At 40.5% G+C, this 13,744-nt stretch carries 19 protein-coding genes; 17 read left to right on the top strand and 2 right to left on the bottom strand.

What is annotated here, in order from left to right:
* The first annotated feature begins 1 nt into the window (after position 1).
* The 17 genes from DXD11_RS08820 to DXD11_RS08910 all read left to right on the top strand — a co-directional run bounded on the left by DXD11_RS08820 (position 2) and on the right by DXD11_RS08910 (position 12,083).
* The gene (locus DXD11_RS08820; protein ID WP_118758223.1) at positions 2-880 is read left to right on the top strand and encodes a phage protein; all 879 of its coding nucleotides are present in this window, start codon (positions 2-4) and stop codon (positions 878-880) included.
* Positions 880-1,449 carry a Gp138 family membrane-puncturing spike protein gene (locus DXD11_RS08825; RefSeq protein WP_118592591.1) on the top strand — a complete coding sequence of 190 codons (570 nt, stop codon included), beginning with the start codon at positions 880-882 and terminating at the stop codon, positions 1,447-1,449. Before DXD11_RS08820 ends, DXD11_RS08825 begins: the two co-directional genes overlap by 1 nt.
* Positions 1,450-1,465: 16 nt before the next feature.
* The gene (locus DXD11_RS08830) at positions 1,466-1,813 is read left to right on the top strand and encodes a hypothetical protein (RefSeq protein WP_003502290.1); all 348 of its coding nucleotides are present in this window, start codon (positions 1,466-1,468) and stop codon (positions 1,811-1,813) included.
* Complete coding sequence (locus DXD11_RS08835) at positions 1,806-3,266, top strand: hypothetical protein (protein ID WP_118758224.1); 1,461 nt, start codon at positions 1,806-1,808, stop codon at positions 3,264-3,266. The genes DXD11_RS08830 and DXD11_RS08835 overlap by 8 nt, the downstream gene beginning before the upstream one ends.
* Positions 3,253-4,410, top strand: a complete 1,158-nt coding sequence (locus DXD11_RS08840) for a DUF2612 domain-containing protein (protein ID WP_158579431.1) — start codon at positions 3,253-3,255, stop codon at positions 4,408-4,410. Before DXD11_RS08835 ends, DXD11_RS08840 begins: the two co-directional genes overlap by 14 nt.
* A gap of 11 nt (positions 4,411-4,421) precedes the next feature.
* Positions 4,422-4,736 (top strand): hypothetical protein, encoded by a 315-nt coding sequence (locus DXD11_RS08845; protein ID WP_022463640.1) that lies wholly within the window; start codon positions 4,422-4,424, stop codon positions 4,734-4,736.
* 2 nt (positions 4,737-4,738) lie between these two features.
* Complete coding sequence (locus tag DXD11_RS08850) at positions 4,739-5,221, top strand: hypothetical protein (protein WP_118758226.1); 483 nt, start codon at positions 4,739-4,741, stop codon at positions 5,219-5,221.
* Positions 5,221-5,391: a hypothetical protein gene (locus DXD11_RS14315; RefSeq protein WP_003502312.1), complete on the top strand. Its 171-nt coding sequence runs from the start codon at positions 5,221-5,223 to the stop codon at positions 5,389-5,391. Before DXD11_RS08850 ends, DXD11_RS14315 begins: the two co-directional genes overlap by 1 nt.
* Positions 5,388-5,732 (top strand): hypothetical protein, encoded by a 345-nt coding sequence (locus DXD11_RS08855; RefSeq protein ID WP_118592595.1) that lies wholly within the window; start codon positions 5,388-5,390, stop codon positions 5,730-5,732. The genes DXD11_RS14315 and DXD11_RS08855 overlap by 4 nt, the downstream gene beginning before the upstream one ends.
* Positions 5,733-5,743: 11 nt before the next feature.
* On the top strand, positions 5,744-6,796 hold the full coding sequence (locus DXD11_RS08860) for an SUMF1/EgtB/PvdO family nonheme iron enzyme (RefSeq protein WP_118758227.1): 1,053 nt from the start codon (positions 5,744-5,746) through the stop codon (positions 6,794-6,796).
* Positions 6,797-6,948: 152 nt separating this feature from the next.
* A complete protein-coding gene (avd, locus tag DXD11_RS08865) occupies positions 6,949-7,284 on the top strand; it encodes a diversity-generating retroelement protein Avd (protein ID WP_118343938.1) in 336 nt (111 codons plus the stop codon).
* A 317-nt stretch (positions 7,285-7,601) separates the two neighbouring features.
* Positions 7,602-8,708 (top strand): RNA-directed DNA polymerase, encoded by a 1,107-nt coding sequence (locus tag DXD11_RS08875; protein WP_118758229.1) that lies wholly within the window; start codon positions 7,602-7,604, stop codon positions 8,706-8,708.
* A complete protein-coding gene (locus tag DXD11_RS08880) occupies positions 8,701-8,928 on the top strand; it encodes a hypothetical protein (RefSeq protein ID WP_118343941.1) in 228 nt (75 codons plus the stop codon). The genes DXD11_RS08875 and DXD11_RS08880 overlap by 8 nt, the downstream gene beginning before the upstream one ends.
* A 40-nt stretch (positions 8,929-8,968) precedes the next feature.
* Positions 8,969-9,277 carry a hypothetical protein gene (locus DXD11_RS08885; protein WP_118343942.1) on the top strand — a complete coding sequence of 103 codons (309 nt, stop codon included), beginning with the start codon at positions 8,969-8,971 and terminating at the stop codon, positions 9,275-9,277.
* Between the two features lie 33 nt (positions 9,278-9,310).
* Positions 9,311-9,637 carry a hypothetical protein gene (locus DXD11_RS08890; protein ID WP_003502323.1) on the top strand — a complete coding sequence of 109 codons (327 nt, stop codon included), beginning with the start codon at positions 9,311-9,313 and terminating at the stop codon, positions 9,635-9,637.
* A gap of 257 nt (positions 9,638-9,894) precedes the next feature.
* On the top strand, positions 9,895-11,700 hold the full coding sequence (locus DXD11_RS14540) for a glucosaminidase domain-containing protein (RefSeq protein ID WP_243105844.1): 1,806 nt from the start codon (positions 9,895-9,897) through the stop codon (positions 11,698-11,700).
* Between the two features lie 125 nt (positions 11,701-11,825).
* Positions 11,826-12,083 carry a helix-turn-helix domain-containing protein gene (locus DXD11_RS08910; RefSeq protein WP_003502325.1) on the top strand — a complete coding sequence of 86 codons (258 nt, stop codon included), beginning with the start codon at positions 11,826-11,828 and terminating at the stop codon, positions 12,081-12,083.
* Between the two features lie 67 nt (positions 12,084-12,150).
* Here DXD11_RS08910 and DXD11_RS08915 read toward each other — a convergent pair whose 3' ends face one another.
* A complete protein-coding gene (locus DXD11_RS08915; protein WP_022463646.1) occupies positions 12,151-12,594 on the bottom strand; it encodes a gamma-glutamylcyclotransferase family protein in 444 nt (147 codons plus the stop codon).
* Positions 12,595-12,640: 46 nt separating this feature from the next.
* Entirely contained in the window at positions 12,641-13,564 is a 924-nt protein-coding gene (locus tag DXD11_RS08920) for an amidoligase family protein (RefSeq protein WP_118343944.1), read from the bottom strand.
* Positions 13,565-13,744 lie beyond the last annotated feature (180 nt).

Consider the following 13,744-nt stretch of genomic DNA (forward strand, 5'->3'; position numbering starts at 1 on the left):
AATGGCACAGGAGAATTTTATCAGAAGATATCTTATGAAGGCTGGAAAAATGGGGCATAACGGATTCCAAATCGGTCAAACTTCAACAGAGAATCCGCATGCATTGCATATAAGTTTTAGCATTGAAAAATCGACATCAGAAACTGCCAATACAGCCAAGGTACAAATATGGAATTTATCCCCTGCCAATCTCAGCGTCCTTGACACGGAAGATTGCGTAATTGAATTACAGGCGGGATATGCCAATCACATTGCATTGATTCTGGCAGGAAATGTAGTTACATCATCAACAGAGATGGATGGGGCTGACAGAATGACAGAGTTGGAGGTTATGGATGGAAGAGTAGCCTTGAGAGACACATATGTGGAGATATCCCGCTCTGGACGAGTTGACAGTAAGGAGGTATTTGACGAGATTGCAGGTGCTATGGGAGTATCAGTTATATACTCAAAAGGTTGCAAGTTTAAGGTTTTACCGCATGGTTTCAGTTTTGTTGGCCCTGCAAAGACTGTACTGAAGAAATTGTGTAAAACATGTGGTCTTTCTTGGTCTATTCAGAATTCCGTTTTACAGATAAGAAAGCCAAACGAACCTATTACGACTAGGGCATATCTTTTAAGTTCCGATACGGGACTATTAGAGGTGCCTAAGCGTATAACTATTTCATCAGAGGGTGACGATTCCAGCAGTGGGAAAAGCAATAGTCAGATAGGCTATGAGGTTAAGTATTTTTTGAATGGAGCAATTGGTGTGAATGATTATGTAAGACTGGAAAGCGACAAAGTACGTGGCTATTTTAGGATTTATAAGTTGACGATTGATGGCGACAACCTTGAGGGCGATTGGATATGTACAGCCCAGCTTTTGGAGGTGAAATAATGTTACAAGAATTTGTAGAACAGGTTGAAAAAACAGCACGGTCAGTAATGGAAGAGATGCACACTGCTATACCGGGAAAAATAACTGCGTTCAATGCAGGAACAGGCTTTGCTACTGTAAAACCTTATGGAACATATACGACTGATGCCGGCAGAAAGATGGCATATCCAACAGTTACAGAAGTTCCAGTTATCATTCCTCAAAGCCCAATGAATGATATTTATATCGCATTCCCGATAACAGCAGGAATGGATTGCCTGCTCATAGTTTCTGAACAGGAACTGGACGCATGGATTGGAGGCGGTGAATCTGAAAATGACATTCGCTTTGACTTGACAAGTGCAATAGCAATACCGGGGCTGCTTAATAAGGGAAGTGCGACACTGAAAGAGGCATGCAGCAAAGAAAGCATAATATTGCAGAATGGAAATTCTAAGTTATCTATAAATAAAGAAAATGTGGAAATAAAAGGAAACCTGATTGTGAGTGGCGATGTAAAAGCAAAGAATGTATCTCTTATAAATCACACTCATACAGGTGTACACGGAGACACATCAAAGGCAAAATAAAGAAGGAGGCGAGGAAGTGGATATATTGCTCGACAGTAATGGCGACTTGGCATTCAAGGGAACAGACATTGTCCTTGCCAATTCTGTTCGCCAAAAGATAAAAATTCGGTTAAAGTGGTTTTTTCAAGAATGGAGATGGGATGATGAAGCCGGTGTTCCGTATTTTGAATATCTTTTTGTGAAAAATCCAGATATAGACCAGATTAAAGAATTGATAGAAGAACAAATTTTCAATGTAGATGAAATTACGGAAGTTAATGATGTATCTATAGAAATTGATAGCTTGAAAAGGTCGGCAGTAATCCGATACGAAGCTGTTACAGATGAAAAAACATATAAGGAAGAGGTGAAGATTGGTGGCTGAATATGGAATTACAGATAAAGGATTCGAGATTAAAAGATTGGATGAAATATTGGAAGAACTTCATTCAGAACTTTCTGGAAAATTTGGATTTAACACCAGATTGGATCCTCAATCATTTCTGAATGTACTAATAACAACATACGGCGGACAAATTTCTGAACTTTGGGAAGTGGCACAGGCCAGTTATTATGCAAAATATCCGTCTACAGCTGAAGGAGTAAGCCTTGATAATGCTGTGCAGTATGGTGGCATTCGACGAAGCCCTAATAAATACAGTTATTACACATTGCATTGTACAGGCGATGATGGAACGGTTGTAAGGCAGGGAGCTACAGTTGCGACAAATACAGCACCACAAGCTAAACTGGCGGCTGTATCTGAATTCGTTATAACAAGAGAAAATTTCAATCGGGTGTCAATAAGAGTTGCTGCTCCTGTAACGGGAGCTATTTATTCCGTATCAATAAATGGTGTTCAGTATAGTTTTACGAGCAGTTCTGATGATGAATTGTCTATTATTGAGGGGCTGAGTAAGGTTGTTAAGCCAGATGGATATAAAGTGTCGGTGAATGAAAGCAGTATTACGCTTGATATAATTTGCGAATCATCTTCAAGGAGTGGCATCCTGGTTCTGTCAGACAATTTAACAACATCAAGTGTCACTACTCTTGCTGATTTTGCCACAGTAGAGTATGGAAAACTCATATTCCCGAATGGAACAATCACTGTTATGGTTACCAATATCAGTGGATTTAATGCTGTTGAGAATCTAATCGAACCAACTTATGGAAGATTACAGGAAACAGATGTGGAACTTAGACATTCATATCTTGCAAAATCGGCTATTCGGTCCACAAGAATGATAGACAGTATTTGCTCGCAACTGATAAATAATGTTCCGAATGTCGAGAGTGCCACAGGATATGAAAATGATACGGATGATACGGATAAAGAAGGAAGACCACCACACAGTGTTGAAATAATTGTGGACGGAGGAGATGAAACAAGCATTGCAAGTATTATTTTAGATAAAAAAGCTGCTGGAATTCAAACCTTCGGTTCTATTACTGTTAATGTGGCAACAGAGTATGGAGATTCTATCCCTGTAAGTTTCAATAGACCAGAATATATCTATGTATGGATGAAAGTTACTTTGGATGCTGATAAGTCATATTTACCTACTAATTACGCAAATCTGACAATAGAATCAATTGTAGAAGATGCCTCAAAGTTGCAGGCTGGCGACAATATGTTGTCCCAGACTTTTAATGATGGAATTTATTCTGCAGTCGGTGGTGTAACCTATGTTGACATCAAATGTGCAGCAACAAAGGATAGTGAGCATATACCAACCAGTGAAGAGTACACGAAAGTAAATGTAAGTGTGGAAAGCAGACAGAAAATAGTCATTGCCGACACAAGAATTGAGGTGGTATATAGTGGGCATTCTTGATAAATGGTTAGACGATTTACCACAGCAGTTTCAAGGAAAGAAGCACATAGAAGACCTTATTTCGGTATTTGCAAAACAAATGGAAGATTTACATAGGGTGTTCAAACAACTTGACGCAGAGACAGATTTAGAGAGTGCTGTTGGTGCGAATTTGGATATGGTAGGAGATATTGTAACTCTTACACGAAAAGAAGCAGGTGTTTTAGCTGGCATAGATGTTGAAGATCCGGTTATCAGCGATGAACGATACCGGCAGTTCTTAAAGTATCAAATGCTGGTCAATACAAACGAATGTACTTATCGTGATCTTATGGATGGATTGGCACTTCTGTGGGATGTATCTCCAATTTATTACAGAGAGGATCCGGCTCTGCCTGCGGTGATTATACTTACGATGCCATTCCTTACACCGGGAGGCAAAGTTGTTACATTGGGCGAGGTTCCAATGGTAAAGCCTGCGGGTGTCAGAATTGAATTTGAGTATTATATCAAGGCTATCGTTGAGATAGCCTTTAATTTTTGGATTTCTTCGTATGATGTCCCGAGGTGCAATACCATTGTTTGTGGTACGCATCCGAGGAGAGCAACACTCGGTACTATTATCGAAATCCGTTGCGAACAGGATACAAATGCCTTGATAGCAGCTTTTGAATCAAGCAAAACAGGTACAATTCGGATAGGCGGAACTGCATATAATGCGACACTTGGACAATTGCTTAAAAAGGATATAGAAATTGAGATTGACAGCAACCTACAAATCGTAGACTTTCTGCAGTCTGGACAAAGTGTGGCAGGATTGAAGCCAAATAAGGCAAAGAAGGGAATGATAATTCCGAAAGATATTCTTATCGATGGAAGCACATATTTACAGAAATACAACATGCCAGCTTCTGGCCGTCAAACATCTGGCGGTGGAGTGCTGGCTGATTCTTTATCCGTGGATGTTCAGAGCGGCATACAAGCTGAGGAAAATATAATGCTTGGAACATCAACCGAGATATATGCCTCGCCAGAGCACAAAGCTGGTAAAGCATATAAAACGCTTGCTGTTTCATCATCAGAAACAGAGGCAGATGTAAATGTATTCATTGCTTCGGCTACCATCAGACGATGTGGAACCAGAAGCTGTGGAAATAAAGAATAGGAGGTAGCAAGATGGGATTCTGGGAAAAAGATTTTCTCGACAGAAGACGGCAGGAATGGATGAGCTCTATTCATAAATTCCAGTACCAAGTAAATGGAAATTGGTATGATGCCAAAATCAATAGTAAGAAAATCACAGGCAACAAGATTGTTTTTATTGTAAGTTTGCTCACCACTCCCAAGACAGCCCACACAATTACCGGAATTCGCCTTTGGGACATTACCGGTCGCATTTGTGGAGGACTGGAAGTTGCCGTTAAAAGGACGGCAAATCAGGGTGTGTTAGCTAAATTTGAATTTCCAATTTACGAGAAAGGAGATGAATAGGGATGAATGTATTACCAGAATATTTGGAAGGCAACAGAACTGGCTCATACACACCAGAACAGTGGCTTGACGAAGTAAAGGACAAAGATTCGGACGAGATTATCCAGGAGGGAACTCCAATGGATGCCGAACACTTCAATCACATGGAGCAGGGCATTCATAACAACTCACTTATGTTGGCTCTTTTGTTAGAGAATGTAAAGCATACTCAGCAAAGCGTAGAGTCTGTTGATGGTGAGGAACTTGAAGTTACATTGACCAACACAAAGGATTTCTATTTTAATAATTCTGTTAAGACTGTGGCGCTTGCGAATATGCGTAGCACATTGGATTACAGGGTTATCACAGAAGTACAAGGCAATCCTGTAAATGTTGGCGATGTGGTTGTCTATGATAAGCAGGTGAATGGCTTTAAGATTGCTTTTACAGGCAGTGCTAAAAGCGTGACTGTTCGCTGCTTTGTACAGGGAGGAGGTACGGTGTAGTGGCAAATATCATTATTCATAGTGACGAAAGAAAAGCTGAAACAAACAGAACCCTTCGGGATTATGGTATCAATCCGGAACATGCAACCAAAGCACAAAGGGATATGGCGGACTGCGTAGCCCAAAAGACAGGCGAAGCCTGCAGAGAATTAAGGAGGTATGACAGATGAAAGTCGTAGAGGTAAATGTTGGAAAGAAAATTGAGTACAGTGTATCGAAAAATAAGATTACATTTGCTGATGAGCTGATGCTCAATTGCGAAAAGTTGGAGAGAGATAATGATGAATGTGTTGACATTTGCATTGCAAAGAATGGGATGATTACTTCTGGCCAGCTTGGTGAAAAGTATGCAGCACAAATTGAGATTCCGGCAAGGCAGTATATTGAAAAGGAAGTTCCTAATCCAGATTATGATCCTGAGGTAGAAAACAGCAGCGAAACAATTATGGAAAGAACCCCTGTTCCATTTAATATGGCAAATGTTACGCTCAAATTATATGCAATCGAATAAGGAGGACTATTATGGGAAATTATGATCAGATGGCAGCTGCGGTAAGCGAGCTGTCAGGTGGAAAAAATGTGGTATTACTGGATGACATCGGAATGCCATCAATTTATGTAAGAATTCCAAAAGGAAAAAATTCAGAGCTTGTAAGTGGCCTTAGCGATAATGTTCATTATGCGTTTAATGTGGACAGTGTCGAGAAGACCGCTTTTTATTATTCTAAGTATCAGAATATTATTGTAAATGAAAGGGCATATTCTCTTGGACACAGAGATCCTGCAAATTCCATGAATTGGGATGCTGCAAGAAAGGCTTGCGAAAATAAAGGAGCGGGCTTCCACCTTGCAACAATGGCAGAGTGGGCTTATATTGCTCTCTGGTGCCGCAAGAATGGCACTATGCCGCATGGAAACAATAATTACGGAAAAGATTCGGCTTATACACATGAACACGGCGAGGAATCTTCAAAGGATAGCGGAAAAACTGGAAGATGTTTCACAGGTTCTGGACCTGTAACATGGAACCATAACCATCACGGAGATGGCATTTGTGACTTAAACGGAAATGTATGGGAGTGGAATGCAGGCATGCGTCTTGTTGATGGAGAAATCCAGATCATTCCATACAATAATGCAGCGATGGGTAGCAAATGTGATATGTCGGCATCCTCTACTCTCTGGAAAGCAATTAAGGCGGATGGCTCACTTGTAGAACCTGGAACAGCCGGAACATTAAAGTGGGATTGGGTATCTAGTAAAATTCAGCTTACTTCTGGTGCGATTACATATAAGACTGATAGCGGTGTCGGTGGACAGTATAAAGATATGACACTTGCAAGCGGGCTTACTGCTCCAGAAATTGCAAAGATGTTATTGCTCTACCCAGACGAACCAAACGGAGATTACGCAGGCGATTATCATTGGTTCAACCCTGTTGGCGAGCGTTTGCCGTTTTGCGGGGGCGACTGGAGCTCTGGTGCCTACGCTGGCGTCTTCTACTTGAACCTCTGCCATCCCCGCTCCGATGCGTACTGGCGCTTCGGCTTCCGCTCCGCTTTTGTTGATCTGTAATCTGTTGCACTGTAATCTGACTGAGGCTGCGATAGCAGCCTCTTATTTTATTTTTTACCTTGCAATAACGAAATACGATATAAAATAACAAATAAATCTGAAGCAGAACTTTATGTGGTAGAATGTAACAAAATATGGTATAGAGGGACTTTATGGAGGAATTAAAGATATTACAGAAAACCTTCGATATGATGAACTATGCTTATCCTGCATTGGCACAATATCCCAAGGGCGAGAAATTCGCCCTTGTCGTGGATATTAAGAGGTGTATGGATGTAATGTTGGAGAGGATTATCGAAGCCAACAAGAAATATTACAAGAAGACTACTCTGCAGGAATTGGATGTAGAAGTGGAAAAACTGAAGGCATATGTTCGGTTGTCATATAATTTAGGTTTTTTGCCTCCGAAAAAATATGAACAATGGTCCGGTCTGGTGGTTGAAATTGGCAGAATGGTTGGAGGATGGATAAAGAGTGTAAACAAATAGGGTACGGAATACTGCGTTTGCCGATTTGCGGGGGCAACTGGAACAATGGTGCCAACGCTGGCGTCTTCAACTTGAACCTCAACAATCCCCGCTCCAATGCGAACTGGAACATCGGCTTCCGCTCCGCTCTGCCTTCAAGTCAGATGCTGCAGACCTAATGGGTGTGCAGTCAGTACAGAGGTGTAAAGGATTCCGTCTCCTTTGCTCATGCAAGAAAAGTTCGGCGGTAGCACAGAGGCTATTGCTGATGGTAGGCACGAATGCCGACAGTATCATGGGTAATATGAGAACTCCGCAATGCTCTGAAAGGAGATAATATGTCTATCAAAAATATTTACACTGAAATAACATCTTTTGAGAATCTGCTCCAAGCCGAAAAGGATTCGAGAGCAGGGAAACGGTACGAAACAGAACAGTTGCAGTTTTGGGGCGACCTAGAGGGCAATTTGCATTCTGTTATGGATCGACTGCGAACTCATGAATATCCGCCAGATATATACCACCATTTTTATGTATATGAACCAAAACTGAGGAAAGTAATCTATTCAGATTATACAACCAAGGTAATTCAGCGAGCAGCTTACAATGTATTAAATCCACTAGTCTGCAAAGGAATGATAAGCGATACCTATTCTTGTATTAAGGAAAGAGGGCAGCTAAAATCCATGCAGAGGTTGGCAGAGTGGGTTGACTACTGCGAAAAAAGCGGCGAGCGTTGGTATTACTTAAAAATGGACGTGGCGAAGTTCTTTTATAGAATGAACCATGAAATATTGATGAATATCATCCAGAAGAAAATTGGCGATAAGCAGGCTGTGAGGTTCTTGGAGCACTATGTTTGTCACGCATCCAGAGCCTTCGGTCTTCCGGTTGGAATTAGTTCTCCTTTGGATATTCCCGATGATGAAATGCTGTGGGATGTAGGGATTGCTATTGGTGGCGGTCTTTCTCACATGTATGGGAATATGTATCTGAATCCGATGGATCAGATGGCAAAGCGAGAAGAACATATACCATATTACATTAGATACATGGACGATGTGATTATCTTGTCTACGGATAAGGATGAGTTGCATCGATACAAGAATCGTTTTTCAGAATTTCTTGGTGATGAATTGAGGTTGCAGCTAAATAACAAGACAGCAATTCGACCAATATCACATGGAATGGAATTTGTCGGGTACACAATAAGACCTGGAAATGTGAAACTAAGGAAAAGCACAAGTCTGAGAATGAAAAGGCATTTAAAAACAATACAGGAGCTTTATCGTGATTATGAGATAGACCTTGATAGAGCCCGCTCCACTCTTATGAGTTATAAGGCCTTGATGGACCATTGCGACTGCAGGGCTTTGGAAAAGAAAATATTTGAGGATTTTGTTCTTACGCACAATCCGAAGGAGGCTGATACAGACAATGGATGAAGACAATATGTTGGAACTACTCGAACTTTATATGGATATGGTTGAAAAACAGGATGAAATCATATACCGCCTTGGAAAAATCGTAGCCAGACAGGCAACGGATATTCAACTGTTGAAAAATGACAGGGAATTTTCGGACGATAAACTGGCGGAGGATACAGCAATTGTAGATGAAGTTATCGGGCAGTATAACGATATGAAAAGCGAATTAGAGCCGTAAGGCTCTTTTTTTATGCCCTTTGGAAGGAGGTGAGAGAACAATGGAGGATCCAATTACAAGAGCTGAGTATGAAGAATACCAGAAGCGAATGGAACAGGAAGACCACAGGCAGAACCGACGAATTGAACAGTTGGAGGAAACTACCAAGCAGATTAACGCTCTTACAGTATCAATTGAAAAACTGGCACAGAGTGTTGAAAGCATGGTTAGGGAGCAGGAGGCACAGGGGAAACGTCTCGTGTCTTTGGAAAGCAAAGACGGAGAAATGTGGAGAAAAGTCGTTGGTTATGTAATAACTGCGGTAATAGGAATTGTCCTAGGATTTGCATTTACGCAAATTGGAATGTAACTTTAGTTGAGATTATTTATAGGAGGAATCATCATGAACATGGAATTTATTATTGCTAATGCGTCACAGTTACTTGTTGTAGTTGCGGTTATCTGTACACTGATTTCTGTAATTACAGAGTTCACAAAGGAGATTGGTATTCTTAACAGAATTCCTACATCTTTGCAGGTCTTAATCCTGTCAATTATAATTTGCGTCACAGCCTTTTTTGCATATATTTCATATGCGAAAATCACCTTCGTGTGGTATTACCTTGTGGCTGTAATTTTTGCTTCATTTATTGTTGCTATTGTTTGCTGCAAAGGTTGGGAATATCTGATTACTATTTGGAAAAGGTTCTATAAGCCGGAGGATAAATGAGAACGGTGATTATGGTCTACATAATCATTGCAATTTTAGGATTCACAGCAGGAGTGATTTTGCTTTGCAGGGCAATGTATAAATCTATATCCAAAAGACACACAGAGAATACACCGGGGATAGTAATATTCCCGGTATTTCTTGTGTTAGCATCAATAGCATGGCCGCTGTGTCTAATTGCACTTTGTGTACTGACCATAAAAGAATTGGATAATGAACAAAATAACTATGATCAAAGAGATTTGTAGGAGGAACACATGAAAGAACAGGATTTTATTCAGAAAATATGTGGATATGCGATAAGTGATATGAAAGAGAACGGAATCCTCGCCTCTGTCACGATTGCTCAGGCTATTCTTGAAAGTTCCTGGGGCACATCTGAATTGGCGAAGAAAGCTAATAATTACTTCGGCATGAAATGCTCTCTGAGCAGCAACTCGTGGGGAAGTGTATGGGATAGAGTATCAAAATACACAAAAGTCACAAACGAGCAGGATGAGGCCGGAAAAATTTATACTATCAAAGCGGATTTTAGGGCATATCCAGACATAGAAATGAGCATAAAGGACCATTCAATGTATCTTGTTGGTGCTATGAATGGAACGGAACATAGATATTGTGGTATCGCAAACGAAAAAGACTACAGAAAAGCGGTTGAAATCATTAAAGCTGGAGGATATGCCACAGATATAAATTATGTGTCTAAGATTTGCTCAATCATAAAGAAATATGAATTAACACAGTATGACGAAATGGAGGAATTGAATATGGGAATTGAAATCAGAAAGCAGATTGCAACGAATAGTCCCTGCAATAAAACGGGAGATGAAATTACTGTAAAGGGCTCTATGTTACATAGTGTAGGGTGTCCGCAGCCTAAGCCGGAAGTATTTGCAAAGATTTGGGAGACTTCTACAGGAGCCTGTGTTCATGCAGTTACAGGCGCTGACGCTTATGCAATTCAGTGTTTACCTCTTTTCCCGGAGAGGAAAAAGGCTAGAAGAGGATGGCATGGAGCAAGCGGAAAGAATGGCAGTGTCAACAACACACATTTATCTCTTGAAATGACAGAGCCGGCTACAATTAAGTATGTGGGAGGGGCTACATGGATTGAGACAGGAGATGGAAGTAATACCAAGAGACATGTCCTTGCAACATATGCGAATGCAGTACAGGTATTTGCTAAATGGTGCAAGGAATTTGGGCTAAATCCATTGGAGGATGGTGTAATTATCTCACATCATGAGGGAAATCAGAGAGGCATCGCAAGCAATCATGGAGATGTTGAGCACATTTGGAATAAGTTTGGACTTACTATGGATCAGTTTAGAGAAGATGTCAAGAAAGCCATGGGAGGACAGGCAATTGACACAGTGCCAGATACACCAGTAGATAACAGCAGCGATGATACAAGTTCACAGGCTGTCAATCCTTTGAGTGGTTCTGTGAAGATTATTTACACGGGGGATGATGGACTTAATGTAAGAAAAGCACCTTGTATATTGGACAAGTATGTTGATCATGTTGAACACGCAGGCACATTCACTGTGGTTGGTATATCAGCAGATGAAAAGTGGTACAAGTTAAAGAGCGGGCTTTTTATCACAACCATACCTGAATATGTATCATTCAAAGCAACACCGGAGCAGAAGCAGCAGACAGCAGGCACGGGATATTACAGAGTAAGAAAGAGCTGGGATGATGCGGGCTCACAGATTGGAGCATTCAAGAATCAGAACAATGCCATTGAATTATGCAAGCAGAATAGCGGATACAAGGTATTTGATAATGATGGTAATGAGATCTATCCTTGCATCAAAGATGATGGTACTCCTTTTAAGTTCCGGGTAACAATTCCTGATCTCAGAATCAGAAAAGGACCAGGAACTACTTATGATTACTGGAAGAAAAATGGAAGTCCGGAATATACTGGTAAAAATGTATTTACAATCATTGATACAGCTGAAGGTCCGGGAGCTAAAATCTGGGGATTATTAAAATCGGGAGAAAAAGACAGAGACAGATGGATTTCTCTTGATGAAGATTATGGAAACAGACTGTAATAGTCAAGACGGTCAGTTGCTCCATAACCTATACCGATAAGATATAACATAATCCGCTATAAAATAACAAACGACACAAAAAGATGTCAGAAAATGCTATTTTATAACGGAAGGAGCAACGACGTATGATAAGAATTTTACTATCTACAAAGCTCGGCGAAATGAAATGGAGTCAGGCGGATCTGGCCAGGGCAACCGGAATCAGACCCAACACCATCAGCGAATTGTACCATGAGTACACAGATAGAGTGAATTTGGAACACCTCGACCTAATATGCGAGGCTCTACATTGCGAACTCGATGAACTGATTGTTAGGGTGCCAAATGATTATGCGAAGATTACCCACACCAGATCCGGCTCCTTGATTTCGTCAGACAAGTAGTGCTGCAACACTGCTGTCATAGAGAAAGACGTTCAAGGACCGAACGTCTTTTTTTATACCACAATATTTATCTGCATTCAATGGTATTTCTATCCAATGAATTCTCAAATAGTGTTAAATCAAAATTGTTATCAATGTATCCCTGCCGGATGGTTTCTATGTAGGTCAAAGATGGTCTTCCGGGTGTACGCTGTTGGTTCATAATATAGACCATAGCTCTTTTCTTTTTCCCACCAATATCAACCATTACATTCTGCTTATAATAATATCGGGGATATCCTTCATATATATCTAATCTTTTCTCGTCTTCTGGTTCAATATTCCATAGTAGAACAGGAACATATGAACCATGCTTTTTGGCTATTGTTGCGTGCGAATTGGTTGCACTGCCTCTATATAAAAGTTCCCAGTTAGTTAATTGTCCAGTGCCATAAATACTCGCAGAGGGGCATCTATAAGCCATTTGCTTTAAGTTGAGATTGCTTCCGTATGCTACATACAATTTTCCCATATTATTCTCCAATCTCCCCGTTGTGCCGGTAGGTCAGCACTTTTTACTAAGCTGCTCGACAAGTCATTCCGGCAGCTTTTTTAAGTGGTGTCATAAGATGAAGCCTGCATGTTTTAAATTCGTCTCCATAAAGTCCGAGGCGGTGAGTGAGAATGTTTCTCATAATTGTAACTTTCTGTTCTGGTGAGTATCCCTCCATTGAACGGAATACTATTTTTTCTTGTGAAGTAATAGCCCATGCAGATACCGCTAAACAAAACTGTATATAGGCCTTGATTTTTCCTGCGTGAAGTGTGCTGTTAAAAAGTCTGAATTCCACTGTACCCTTGGTGAAGAAAGAATGGAGATTTACTCCATGATATCTTGTGGAATTGTAATGCTGATGATCGATTCCACCGCAATAACCATCATTTGCTCTGCTATACCAGATTTCTTCGGCTTTTTCTTTTGTAAGATTCTTATCCTTTTTCATGGCATCAAGTAGCGTTTTGTTGAGCTTGTGGCACCAGTTACTCTCGCGGTCTCCGATTTGGAGAGCTTCGTAAATCAGATCCTGTCTGGCTGTCATAAAGTTAACCAATCTTCTAAGAGATACTGCTGTATGGTTTGCACCATCGACATGGATATGAATGCCGCAACTGCTATGAGCCTTTGCTCCGTTCTCTCGGAGTTTTCGTATGATGTTTTGGAGAAGTTCAATGTCGGAATAATTGAGAGGCGGTGTTACAAATTCGACTCTGTATTCATCAAGAGGCTCGATTGTATCATCGTTTCTTATTGGTGTAATAGATGAATCTCTCATAATTTTCCATTTACGAGCTGCCTGATCAGCAATCGTGCGTGTGTGGTAGCAATTTGATTCTGGATGAGAAGGTGTTGTTCCAAGAACTCCGGCAACGAGACGAGCTGCTTTTTCTCTTGTAATACCTGTCATTTCTACTTCAACTCCGAATAATTGATTTTTTAACATATATTTATCCTCCTAAATTGTTTTTCTGTTTTATTGAACTTTTATTCTGTTTCTATGAATATATTACCATATGTACACCCAGTGTCAATGCTTTTTTCTAATATTCTGAATATTTTTTCTGAAAAAGCAGAATAAAAAGTTGACAAAACAGAAAAACGAATTTATAATAAAACAGAGGTG

It is taken from the genome of Coprococcus sp. TF11-13 (assembly GCF_003481085.1).
GTDB classification, from domain to species: domain Bacteria; phylum Bacillota; class Clostridia; order Lachnospirales; family Lachnospiraceae; genus Coprococcus; species Coprococcus aceti.